The sequence below is a fragment of the Microbacterium sp. SORGH_AS_0888 genome (genome assembly GCF_030818905.1).
Taxonomy (GTDB): Bacteria; Actinomycetota; Actinomycetes; order Actinomycetales; family Microbacteriaceae; genus Microbacterium.
In genome coordinates this window covers 1432742-1443753 of record NZ_JAUTAZ010000001.1, presented here as the reverse complement: position 1 = coordinate 1443753, position 11012 = coordinate 1432742, and the positions used below count along the sequence as shown (strand labels likewise).

Here is an 11012-nt window from a genome sequence, read left to right as displayed (position 1 = left end):
TGGTCTCGCGGTAAAACGGAGGGGGAGGGGGTCAGTCGTCGGTGACGGTCACCGTCACGTCGATGTTGCCGCGGGTCGCGTTCGAGTAGGGGCACACCTGGTGCGCCGCGTCGGCGAGGGCCTGCGCCTGCTCGTGCGGGAGGTCGGGGATGACGACCTCGAGCTCGACGGCCAGCCCGAACCCGCCCTCGCCGTTCGAGCCGATGCCCACGCGCGCGCCCACGCTCGTGTCGTGCACCGGCGTCTTCTGCTGGCGCGCGACGGCGAGCAGCGCGCTGTGGAAGCATGCGGCGTAGCCCGCCGCGAAGAGCAGCTCCGGGTTGAGCGCGCCGCCGGCGCCGCCCATCTCCTTGGGGACGCGCACGTCCGTGTCGAGCTGTCCGTCGCGCGTGGCGACGTGTCCGTTGCGGCCGTCGCCGGTCGCGAGTGCTTCCGCGGTGTAGAGGATGTCCATGGTGTGTCCTTTCATCAGGCGGATGCGGCGAGGCTCGCCGCATCCCGGTCGTTCGCGTCCTGCATCGCGCCGGTGACGCGTCGCAGGACGGCGAGCAGCTCGTGCGCGCCCTCGACGGAGAGGCCGAGGCATTCCCCGAGCGCCGCGGGGATGCCGGAGAGCTCGCCGCGCAGCGCCTCTCCCCGTTCGGTGAGCGAGACCCGGACCACGCGTGCGTCGGCCTGCTCGCGTGCGCGGGAGACGAGGCCGGCCGCCTCCATGCGGCGCAGCAGCGGGGAGAGGGTGCCCGAGTCGAGCGCGAGGTCGTCGCCGAGCTCGCCCACCGTGAGCGGCCCGCGATCCCACAGCGCGACCAGGACGAGGTACTGCGGATAGGTGAGGTCCCAGTCGGCGAGCAGGCGGCGGTAGGCCTGCGTGGTGGCGCGGCTGGCCGAGTACAGCGAGAAGCACAGCATCTGCTCGAGGGCGCTCATGGAAGAAGCATTGCACACAATTTAATTGCGCACAACAGAACTCGAGAGCGCGGCGCGCTCGCCGCCGCGCGTCCCCTCGTGACGCCGCATGACGCCGCATGAACGCGTGTTGCGCCGGCGCATGACGTCGTGGGTCGCAGCCGCGAGGCTCGCATCGTGGCGCACCTCATCGATCCGGACACGCTCGCCGCGGCGGTGGCCGCGGGGGCGCGTGTCCGGCTGCTCGACGTGCGCTGGCGCCTCGATGTGCCGGAGGGGCGTCCCGCCTACCTCGACGGGCACCTTCCCGGAGCCGTCTACGTCGACCTCGAACGCGAGCTGTCCACGCCCGGTCATCCGGAGGAGGGGCGGCATCCGCTGCCGTCCGCGGCGACCCTGGCGCGCAGCATCCGCCGTTGGGGGGTGGATGAGGGCGACCTCGTCGTGGCGTACGACGACAACGACGGCGTCGCCGCCGCGCGGCTGTGGTGGCTGCTGCGACGGCGAGGGCTCGAGGTGCGCGTGCTCGACGGGGGCCTCGGGGCATGGATCGCCGCGGGCGGGCTGCTCGAGTCCGGCGATGTGCTGCCCGTGCCGGGATCGGCGGTGCTCCGGGATGCGGATCCGGGCGTCGCGAGCATCGACGACGCCGCACAGGCCGCCGTCGCCGGCCGGCTCGTCGATGTGCGCGGGCCGCAGCACTATCGGGGCACGACGGCCGGCAGCGATCCCGCGGCCGGTCACATCCCCGGTGCCGTCAACGTGCCGACGCTGTCCCACGTCGATCGCTCGGGCCGGCTACGGCCACCCGAGCAGATCCGCCGGACCTTCTCCTCGGCGGTACAGGATGTGTCCACGGGCCTCGTCCTGTACTGCAGCTCCGGCATCGCCTCCGCCCACTCCGCCCTCGCCCTGGCGCACAGCGGGATCGAGGCGCGGGTCTTCCCCGGCTCGTGGAGCAGGTGGTCGCGGGCGCGCGACCGGCCCGTCGCCTCGGGGCCGCGCCCGTGGGGGGATGTCGGCGCTCGCTGAGCCGCTACGACGGTCGGTCCGCCGCGATCCGCGCGATCCGCACGACCTCGCCCAGTGCCGGCATGAGCTGCGTCGCCATGAGCTCGTAGCTCTCCCAGCCGCGGCGGTACGGGTCGATCACGTCGTCCTCCGCCGGGTCGAGCGGCGGCTCGACCTCGCTGCGCAGCCCGGCCAGGGACGCGAGCAGCGCCCGCAGCCGCTCGCGGGGGACCTCGCCCGCCGCATCGGCGATGCGCCGCGCCTCCGCATCCGGGACGTACGCGGCCAGGCGCGCGAACTCGCGCGCCGTGAACGCCGATCGCACCTTGGCGGGCGCGAGCTCCACGACCTCGCGCCGGTGCTCCCTGGCCATCGCGAGCACGAGGTCGGGGGAGGAGAGATGGGACTCCGTGAGCCAGCGGGCGCGGTGCGCCTCGACCGCCTCGGACGAGATGCCGTACTGCCGGGCGAGCCGGGCGGCGTCGTGCTCCATCGGGTGGTCGATCAACGCGCGCGCGCCCGCGCTCGCGACGCCGATCCCCGGCAGCTCGGCGGCCAGGACGACCTCCGCGAACGGAGAACGGCAGACGTTGCCGGTGCAGACGGTGAGGATCTCGAACAACGTGGACTCCGAGGTCGGGGGTGCCCGGTAGCCTGGGCAGCGTGAGCGAGTCTATCGACGCCTCGACGGCGGACGGCGCGGCGACGCCCGACGCCGAGCCCGGAGACGCGCGCGACGCGGCTGCGCGCCGGCCTCGCCGCGGCCGTCCGAGCCGCCCGCGGGAGTGGCGCACCGGCGGCGCCTCGGTGCAGCAGTGGAGCTGGCTGCTGGTGGGCTGGGCGGTCGTGGCCCTCGGCGCCGGCGTGCTCGTCGCCACCGCGTCGACCGAGTTCATCGGCGGGGTCCTCGGCGGCTGGATCGGCACCGTCGCGCTGTGGGTCTCGATGCTCGTGCCGGCGATCGCCGCGCTGCGTCTGTCGGTGCCCCGCGGGCTCTTCCGCTTCCGGCCCGTCGACCTGCTCTTCGGGATCGTGCTCGGGCTCATCCTCCGCGCGGTCGCCGGATGGCTGAGCCAGGCGGCGACCGGCCGATCGGTGTGGCCGTCGTTCCCGACGGCCGACGGGCGGCTGCCGGGAGGATGGTGGTTCGAGGATCTCCTGGTCCCCACCGTGGTGGGCCCGGTGGTCGAAGAGCTGTTCTTCCACGCGCTGCTCCTGGTGGCGCTGTTCACCGCGTTCCGCCGTCTGACCGAGCTCCGTCCGGTCGCCGGCGCCGGCGCGGCGCTCGTGTCCACGGGCCTGTTCCTCCTGCTGCACCAGCTCACCGGGTCGCTCGCCCCGACGTGGGACGCAGCCGTCTCGATCGGCCTGGTCGGCCTCACGGGCGCTCTGCTGGTCCTGCTCACGGGACGGTTCTGGGCGGCGCTCCTCCTGCACGTCGTCTTCAACGGCTCGTTCGTGGCGCTCGCGCTCGTGGGCACGCTGACGGGCGTCGGCGCCGGCTCGGTGGGGTTGTCCTGAGCGCGCGGGTCATGGCAGTCACAGTGGAGTCGGTGCTCCCGCGTGGTCGGGTGATACTCGCCCGATGATCGACTCCGCCAACGTACTGGCGGCGGCGGAACGGATCGTGGCGGCGTTCGTCGCGCCCGGACACGCGCTCGCCGCCTCGGACGCCGACCGGCTCGCCGTCGCCGCGCCGCCCTCGCCCGCCGCGATGCCGGCCGGTGCTCGAGCGGTGACCCATACCGCGATGATCCTCGCGCGACTCCACACCGGCCGGCGCGAGGCCGCGCTCGAGCTGGCCGAGGCGGTCGCCGAGCGGGCGGACGCCGATGACCCCGGAGTCGCCGCGCTCCAGCGCAGCGGTCTGTACGCCGCGATCTCCGAGGCCTACGCCACCGCCGGTCTGGCTCGACCCGGCTTCTCCTCCGCGCGGCGCGCGGTGGCCGCGGCGGAGGCGGCCGGCGATGACGCCGCCCGCTTCCGCGCCGCATCCCTCGCCTGCGTGTGCGCCGTGCTGAACGGCGACTACGCCGCGGCGGGTCGCGAGGCCGAGACGGCTCGCGCGGTGGCGGAGGAGCGGGCGTGGATCCCCTCGTTCGCGGCCTATCCGCTGCTGCTGGGCGAGGCCCTCCTCGCCTCCGCCGAGCTTCGGCCGGACCGGCTCGCCGAGATCGCCGCCTGCCTGCGCCTGCGCCCCTCGGATGCGCGCTGGAGCTCGACGGCGGATGCGGTCGAGGCGATGGTCGCGCTCGTCGACGGCGACCCGGGCGCCGCCATCGCGCTGGCCACGCGGGTGACCGGCGGTGCCGAGGACATCGCCGTGCTCCCGATGATCCGCGGTTTCGCGCTGGGCATCCTCGCCGACGCGTTGCTGGTGCGCGGTGAGCCCGAGCGGGTGCTCACGGTCCTGCACGGGGTGCCCTCGCCGCCCGGGCACGCGCTGTGCTTCGACATGCAGCGCGCCTCGGCCCACCTCGCGTGCGACGACCCGCTCTCGGCGCTGCGCGCGACGAGCGGGTGCGTCTCCCTGGGCGCGGGCCACGCGCTTCGCACGCTCGCGCCGGTCCTGCTCCGCCGTGCGCTCGCGCACCGGCGGCTCGGCGACACGGCGGTGGCGGAGTCGGAGTTCGAGGATGCGTTCCGCATGATCGCCGACTCCGGCTCGGCGCTGCCGTTGCTGACCCTGCCGGGAAAGGACCTCGCGCAATTCCTCGCCGGGCTCGCCGAGCGGCGGCCGGAGCTCGTCTCCGCGATCGCCGACGTCCGCGCGCGATTCGAGCGGCTCCCCGTCCTGGTGGCGCGGCGAAGGCCCGCGCTCCCCGCCTTCACGCGCCGTGAGTCGGAGCTGGTGTGGGGGCTGCGCCTCGGGTCCTCCGTCGCCGAGCTCGCGCAGGGCGCGTTCCTGTCCATCAACACGATCAAGACGCAGCTGCGAACGCTGTACCTGAAGCTCGGTGTGCGCTCGCGAACGGATGCGGTCGAGCTGCTGGAGCGCGCCGGCTACTTCGACCGGATGCCGCCGCCCCCCGACGGCTCTCGTCCGGGGTGAGGGTCAGGCCTTCGCGGCGGCACGGGTCAGGAGCAGGTACACGGCCGCGGTCCACGTGTAGGCGCGGTCGCGGAGCCCTTCGCCCGTGAGCGCGTCGAAGTTCTCGGCGAAGCCGGATGTCTCGCACAGGCGCCGGAACCTCGCGCTCACCTCGTCCGCGAGGTCCCCATGGCCGGACCGCCGGAGGCCGTCCTCGATCAGCAGCGTGGCGGGTGCCCAGATCGGGCCCCGCCAGTAGCCGTCGGACTCGTAGTGGCCGGAGTCCACCCGTTCCGTGGCCGGTCCCCAGTCGGTCAGGAACTCGCGGACCCGGTCCGCGAGGACGGCGGAGACCTCGGCGCCGAGCAGATCCCCGGCCGCGATCGGCATGACCGAGAGCAGGCTCGTCCGGGTGCTCTCACCGCCGTCGACGCCGCGGGCGACGAAGCCGTCGCCCGTCCACAGCTCCGCCATGAGCGCCTCGTGGACGGCTCGCCGCTCGTCGAGCCAGGGGTCGGGGTCCTCGCCGAGCTCCGCGGCGAGCTCGGCGAGAACGTCCAGCTGCTGGAGGAGGAACGCGGCGAGGTCAGGGGCCGCCACGACGCGATCCCGGTCGAAGAGCGTCGAGTTGTCCCATCCGCTGTCGTTGCCGTGCTGATAGAAGGGCAGGATGCGGCCGGGTGCCCGTCGGCGGTCCAGCCAGAAGCGCGTCCACGACGCCATCCGCTCGTAGACGTCCCGCGTCTGCGCGGCGGGGACGGCACCGTCGGCGCGCAGCCGCCGCAGCGCCCAGCCGTGGATGGGCGGCTTCACGAAGTTGAAGAGCCGCTCCGAGTGCGCGATCGAGTCCGGCAGCGCGCCGGAGGCATCCTGGTGGTCGAAGGGGGCGAGGAACTGGTCGAGGGCCGCGCCGGGGAGCCCCGGCGCGAGGGCCAGGGCGGTGAAGCAGTGGTCCCAGCTCCACACCTTGTCCATCCAGTGCTTGGACATCAGCACGGACTCGCGGCCGAGGAAGCCCGCGGCCGACACGGTGGCCGACCACAGCACGTAGGCGGCGAGGGTGGCCGCGGGGGCGTCGCCGCCGGAGCGCCAGGGAGCGATCGCGTCCGCGTACGCGGCGAACTCCGCCGCGACGTCCGCGGCGGCGGCATCGAACGACGCGGCGTCGGCGTAGGGGGCGCGAGCCGTGCCCATCTCCTCGAGCACGATCTCCCACCCGGACGACTCGCTCGCGCCCGTGACGGTCACGGCCCGGTCGGCGGCCCCGAGCGCTTCCGTCCCGGTGGTCTCGCTCGCGCCCGCCAGCACGGTCACGCGATACCGGCAGCCCGTCTCGTACGAGGTCAGCACGGTGCTCCCGTCCTGCGGGTCGCGCAGCAGGTAGGCGCCGGTGAACGGGGTCAGCTCGGCGGCGGGATCCGCGAGCCGGATGCCGGTGCCCGCGCTCCCGCGCAGGCGGATCGCATCGATCCGCTCGAACACCGCCTCGATCGCGCCGTCGTCCTCGAGCTCCCAGCGCAGCACCGCCGGATCGACGACGACGGCCGACGCCGCCCGCTCGCCCGCACGCAGCGGGACGAGCGCGAGCACGGCGTGCATCCCCGTGCGGTGAGAGACGAGGTGGATGTCGTCGCGCACCTCGTGCGCCGCTGCGACGGGCGACAGGTTCAGCCACGCGCCGCGTCGGCTGAACGGGATCTGGCGGATGTCGAAGCGCATGTGGCGGACATCGGGGGAGGGGGTGGTGCTCGTCATCGAGGGCTCCGTGGATCGTGATCGAGTCGACACTTGCAGTCGCGGTGGCTCCACTGTACTGTCGAACCGGTTCGAAATCGAACCGGTTCGACAGTGGGGATCGCTGCCTCGGACCCCGCAGCGAGACGACGGAGTGCGCACATGGTGAACATCGGCGACGTGGCCCGCGCGGCCGGCGTCTCGCGCAGCACCGCCTCCTACGCGCTCTCGGGCAAGCGCACGATCTCGGCGGACGTGCGCCAGCGGGTGGCCGACGCCGTCGAGCGTCTCGGCTACACCCCGAACGCGGGGGCGCGGGCGCTCGCGACCTCCCGCACGAACGTGCTGGCGCTGCTCGGCCAGTTCTACGAGGACGAGTTCGCGCCCGCCATGCTCCAGTACATCCTGGGCGTCACCAACCGTGCGCGGGCGCTCGGCTACGACACGCTGCTCGTCTCGGAGGAGGACGGCGTGGCGGCGCTGCGGCGCATCGCCGACTCGCGCATGGCGGACGGCTTCGTGCTCCTCAACGTCGCCGAGCACGACGAACGACTCGGCGTTCTCCGTGCGGTCCCGCAGCCCGCCGCGCTCATCGGCTTGCCCGCCGACCCCTCCGACGTCGACGTGTTCGACCTCGACTTCGTCGCCGCCGGGCGGCTCATGGTCGAGCGCCTGCACGCCCTCGGCCATCGTGAGCTCATCCTCGTCTCGCAGCCCGAGCACGTGGTCGAGCGCGGCGGCGCCTACGTCTGGCGCCTCGCGGACGCGGCCGCCGCGCGCGCGGACGAGCTCGGCATCGTGCTCCACCGCGCCTTCGGCGCCTCCCGCCAGCCCGAGATCGGGCGCGACCTCGCGCTCCTGCTCGACGCCCACCCCGGCGCCACGGGTCTCCTCCTCAACAACGAGGCGGCGGCCGCGGCGCTGCCGAGCGTCCTGCAGTCGCGGGGACTCGGCTCGCCCGCCGACATGTCGGTCATCGGCCGATACTCCGACGACTTCGCCCGCACGTTCTCGCTTCCCTACTCCGCCATCGACAGCGCCGCCGACGAGCTCGGACGCCGCGCGGTGGAGCACCTCGTCTCCCGCATCACCGCGGCACCACGGATGCGGACACCCACGTCGTCGACCTGATCGCGCCCATCATCGACGACCGCGGCTCCATCGCCGCGCCACCCCGCACCTGACACCAGGAGACCCGCAGGACGGGTCGCGTTCAAGGAGGAACTCATGATCATCAGCAAGCTCCGCGCACCGCTCGCGGTCGCGGTCGCCGTCGTCGCGGTGGGCGCGCTCGCCGGCTGCTCCGGCTCGAGCACCGGCGGCTCGTCGGATGCGGCGGGCGGCACCTACACGTGGTGGGACCCGTACCCGCAGCACGCCGACGGCTCAGACTGGGCCAACCGTGTGCAGGCGTGCGGCACCGAGGCGGGCGTCACGATCCAGCGCACCGCCTACGACACCACCGCGCTCACCAACCAGGCGCTGCTCTCGGCGCAGGAGGGCACCTCGCCCGACATCATCCTGCTCGACAACCCGGCCGTCTCCACGCTCGCCTCCACCGGGATGCTCACCACGACGACGGACCTCGGCCTCGACACATCGAGCATCGACGCCAACCTGCTCGCGGCCGGTCAGCTCGACGGGCAGACCTACGGCATCCCGATCGGCGCGAACACGCTCGCGCTCTACTACAACGCGGATGTGCTGCAGGCCGCGGGGGTGGACCCGGCATCCATCACCGACTGGAGCACGCTCACGGATGCGCTCGCGAAGGTCAGCGCCACCGGCAGCAAGGGGATCACGTTCGCCGGCATCGGCACCGAGGAGGGGTCCTTCCAGTTCCTCCCCTGGTTCTGGGGCGCAGGAGCCGACCTCACCCAGCTCGACTCCTCGCAGGCGGTCCAGGCGCTGACGCTGTGGACCGACTGGGTGAAGAAGGGCTACGCGCCGCAGTCCGTCATCAGCAACTCGCAGAACACGAGCTGGGAGGAGTTCCTCACGGGGAAGTTCGGCTTCGCGGAGAACGGCACCTGGCAGGTCGACAGCGCCGCCTCGCAGTCGTTCAAGACGGGCGTGATCGTGCTGCCCGGCATGAACGGAGGAGCCGCGCCGGCACCGACCGGGGGTGAGTTCATCGTCGCTCCGGTCCAGAAGGACACGGCCCGCTACGAGGTCACCAAGAAGATCATCGACTGCATGACGACCACCGACGGCTTCGTCAAGACCGCCGACACGTTCGCGTACTACATCCCGCCCACCGAGGCGGGGCAGAAGCAGCTGCTGCAGGAGCACCCCGACCTCTCGACCTGGGTCACGGCGGTGCAGTCGGCCAAGGGGCGCACGAGCGACAACCTCGGCACCACGTACCCGCTGATCTCCGAGCAGCTGTGGACCGCGATCCAGAGCTCGCTCTCGGGCGCCTCGTCGCCGCAGGACGCGCTCACCGCCGCGCAGAAGGCGGCGGCCGCGGCCACGAGCAAGTGACGGCCCGTCCGGGGCGGACCGTGCGTCCGCCCCGGGCACCTCGAAGGAACAGGACATGACGATCTCCACGACACGCACCGGCGCCCCGCCGACCGACACGGTGGCGGTGACGGTCCCGGCGCACCGGCGCCGGCACCGCTCCGGGGGCGTGAACGGCTCGGGCTGGATCGCGCTCGGCTTCGCGGCGCCCCTGCTCGCCTACCTCATCGCGTTCTACGCCTACCCGCTGATCCGCAGCATCGACCTCAGCATCCACGACTACACGGTCCGTGCCTTCGTGCAGGGGGACGCCGCGTTCGTCGGGCTGAAGAACTACGTCGAGGTCGTGACCGCGCCGCTGTTCGGGCAGGCGATGGTGAACACCGCGGTGTTCGTCCTCTGCTCGCTCGTCTTCCAGTACGCGATCGGCCTCGCCCTCGCGGTCTTCTTCCGCGGCAGCTTCCGGCTGAACGGTGTGCTGCGCGCCCTCTTCCTCGTGCCCTGGCTGCTGCCGCTCATCGTCTCCGGATCCACCTGGTCCTGGATGCTCAACAGCGACAACGGCGTCGTCAACGCCTTCCTGCAGGCGACGGGGCTGGGGTCGGTGAACTGGCTGACCTCGCCCGACACCGCCATGGTCGCGGTCGTCATCGCGAACATCTGGCTCGGCATCCCCTTCAACCTCGTGATCCTGTACTCGGGGCTGCAGAACATCCCCGGCGACCTCTACGAGGCGGCGAGCCTGGACGGCGCCGGCGCCTGGCGCCAGTTCTGGAGCATCACGTTCCCGCTGCTGCGCCCGGTCTCCGCCATCACCCTCCTGCTCGGCCTCGTCTACACGCTCAAGGTCGTCGACATCATCTGGATCATGTCGAAGGGCGGCCCCGCCAACGCGACCACGACGCTCGCCGTCTGGTCCTACCGCGAGGCCTTCGGCACGGGCCAGCCCGACCTGTCGCCCGCTGCCGCGGTCGGCAACATCCTCATCGTCATCGCGCTGGTCTTCGGGTTCCTCTACCTGCGGGTCCAGCGCCGCCAGGAGAACTCATGACCGCCCGCCGCGCCTGGTGGAAGACGGCACTCGGCATCGTCTTCACCGCTCTCATGCTCTTCCCCGTCTACTGGATGCTCAACGTCTCCTTCACCAAGACGGGCGACCTGCGGCTGAGCCCGCCGCACCTCTTCCCGGTCGACCCCACGTTCGAGGGCTATGCCGCCGTGCTCAGCGAGCAGCTGCCCAACCTCGGCACGAGCCTGGCGATCGGACTCGGATGCGTCGTCCTGACGGTCGTGATCGCCGCGCCCGCCGCGTACGCCATGTCCCTGCTGAACCTGCGCGGCGGTCGCACGCTGAACTTCCTCCTGCTGGTCGCGCAGATGATCCCCGGCGTCGTCATGGCGATGGGCTTCTACGCGATCTACGTGCGGATCGGCCTGCTCAACAGCGTCGCCGGGCTCATCATCGCCGACTCGACGGTCGCGGTGCCCTTCGGCGTGCTGCTGTTCACCGCGTTCATGTCGGGCCTTCCGCGCGAGCTGCTCCAGGCGGCGCGGATCGACGGCGCAGGGGCGTGGCGCACCTTCACCTCGGTCGTCCTGCCGCTCAGCCGCAACTCCGTGCTCACGGTCGCGCTGTTCGCGTTCCTCTGGGCCTGGTCCGACTTCGTCTTCGCCTCCACGCTCGCCCGGAACTCGCCGCTCAAGCCCATCACGCTCGGGATCTACAACTACATCGGCAACAACACGACCCAGTGGAACGCGATCATGGCCACGGCGGTCGTCGCCTCGATCCCCGCCGCGGTCCTGCTCGTGGTCGCGCAGCGCTACGTCGCCGCGGGCGTCACCGCCGGCGCGGTCAAGGACTGAC

General features: G+C 72.5%; 11 protein-coding genes. 7 read left to right on the top strand and 4 right to left on the bottom strand.

Annotated elements, in window-relative coordinates; genetic code table 11:
* Positions 1–31: 31 nt before the first annotated feature.
* Both QE381_RS07075 and QE381_RS07070 read right to left on the bottom strand, forming a co-directional pair.
* Positions 32–454, bottom strand: coding sequence for an organic hydroperoxide resistance protein (locus QE381_RS07075; RefSeq protein ID WP_307216735.1), 423 nt, complete (start codon positions 452–454; stop codon positions 32–34).
* Between the two features lie 14 nt (positions 455–468).
* Entirely contained in the window at positions 469–927 is a 459-nt protein-coding gene (locus QE381_RS07070) for a MarR family winged helix-turn-helix transcriptional regulator (protein WP_307216733.1), read from the bottom strand.
* A gap of 156 nt (positions 928–1083) precedes the next feature.
* Here QE381_RS07070 and QE381_RS07065 point away from each other — a divergent pair, with 156 nt between their 5' ends.
* Entirely contained in the window at positions 1084–1938 is an 855-nt protein-coding gene (locus QE381_RS07065; protein WP_307216731.1) for a sulfurtransferase, read from the top strand.
* Between the two features lie 4 nt (positions 1939–1942).
* Here QE381_RS07065 and QE381_RS07060 read toward each other — a convergent pair whose 3' ends face one another.
* Entirely contained in the window at positions 1943–2539 is a 597-nt protein-coding gene (locus QE381_RS07060) for a low molecular weight phosphatase family protein (protein ID WP_307216729.1), read from the bottom strand.
* Positions 2540–2580: 41 nt separating this feature from the next.
* Here QE381_RS07060 and QE381_RS07055 point away from each other — a divergent pair, with 41 nt between their 5' ends.
* Together QE381_RS07055 and QE381_RS07050 are read left to right on the top strand one after the other, a co-directional pair.
* Positions 2581–3438 carry a CPBP family intramembrane glutamic endopeptidase gene (locus QE381_RS07055; RefSeq protein ID WP_307216727.1) on the top strand — a complete coding sequence of 286 codons (858 nt, stop codon included), beginning with the start codon at positions 2581–2583 and terminating at the stop codon, positions 3436–3438.
* 64 nt (positions 3439–3502) lie between these two features.
* Positions 3503–4969, top strand: a complete 1467-nt coding sequence (locus QE381_RS07050) for a helix-turn-helix transcriptional regulator (protein ID WP_307216725.1) — start codon at positions 3503–3505, stop codon at positions 4967–4969.
* A 3-nt stretch (positions 4970–4972) separates the two neighbouring features.
* Here QE381_RS07050 and QE381_RS07045 read toward each other — a convergent pair whose 3' ends face one another.
* Complete coding sequence (locus QE381_RS07045; RefSeq protein ID WP_307216723.1) at positions 4973–6703, bottom strand: amylo-alpha-1,6-glucosidase; 1731 nt, start codon at positions 6701–6703, stop codon at positions 4973–4975.
* Positions 6704–6844: 141 nt separating this feature from the next.
* On the opposite strand from QE381_RS07045, the gene QE381_RS07040 reads away from it, so the two are divergent.
* The 4 genes from QE381_RS07040 (at position 6845) to QE381_RS07025 (ending at position 11011) form a co-directional block, all read left to right on the top strand.
* The gene (locus tag QE381_RS07040) at positions 6845–7813 is read left to right on the top strand and encodes a LacI family DNA-binding transcriptional regulator (protein WP_307216721.1); all 969 of its coding nucleotides are present in this window, start codon (positions 6845–6847) and stop codon (positions 7811–7813) included.
* Positions 7814–7909: 96 nt separating this feature from the next.
* A complete protein-coding gene (locus QE381_RS07035) occupies positions 7910–9166 on the top strand; it encodes an extracellular solute-binding protein (protein WP_307216720.1) in 1257 nt (418 codons plus the stop codon).
* Between the two features lie 55 nt (positions 9167–9221).
* Complete coding sequence (locus QE381_RS07030) at positions 9222–10196, top strand: carbohydrate ABC transporter permease (protein WP_307216718.1); 975 nt, start codon at positions 9222–9224, stop codon at positions 10194–10196.
* The gene (locus tag QE381_RS07025) at positions 10193–11011 is read left to right on the top strand and encodes a carbohydrate ABC transporter permease (RefSeq protein WP_307216716.1); all 819 of its coding nucleotides are present in this window, start codon (positions 10193–10195) and stop codon (positions 11009–11011) included. Before QE381_RS07030 ends, QE381_RS07025 begins: the two co-directional genes overlap by 4 nt.
* Position 11012: the final 1 nt, after the last annotated feature.